This window comes from Vogesella mureinivorans, from assembly GCF_007644035.1.
In the GTDB taxonomy this organism is placed as follows: domain Bacteria; phylum Pseudomonadota; class Gammaproteobacteria; order Burkholderiales; family Chromobacteriaceae; genus Vogesella; species Vogesella mureinivorans.
Map to the genome: position 1 here is coordinate 1 of NZ_VMTV02000270.1, position 251 is coordinate 251.

General features: G+C 69.3%; 1 protein-coding gene. It reads left to right on the forward strand.

From position 1 onward, the window contains the following. The first annotated feature begins 1 nt into the window (after position 1). Positions 2–145, forward strand: a complete 144-nt coding sequence (locus FLQ44_RS24860; RefSeq protein WP_206208761.1) for a rhodanese-like domain-containing protein — start codon at positions 2–4, stop codon at positions 143–145. The last annotated feature ends 106 nt before the right edge of the window (positions 146–251 follow it).

The window sequence follows — 251 nt, forward strand, 5'->3', positions numbered from 1 at the left end:
GCTGGCCTTCCTCTGCCACCACGGCGTGTCCAGCGCGCGCGCGGCCGAGCACTTCCGCGGCCAAGGCTTCCGCAAGCTGTTCAATGTCGAAGGCGGCATCGAGGCCTGGTCGCAGCAGATCGACCCGAGCGTGCCGCGCTACTGACTGCGGGCGGGCATGCACCCGTGCCCCGCAGCTCTCTGGACTACATCGGCGGACATCGCCTGGGCGGGGGCAGCGATGCCATCGCCCACCACGTTTCGCCTTGATG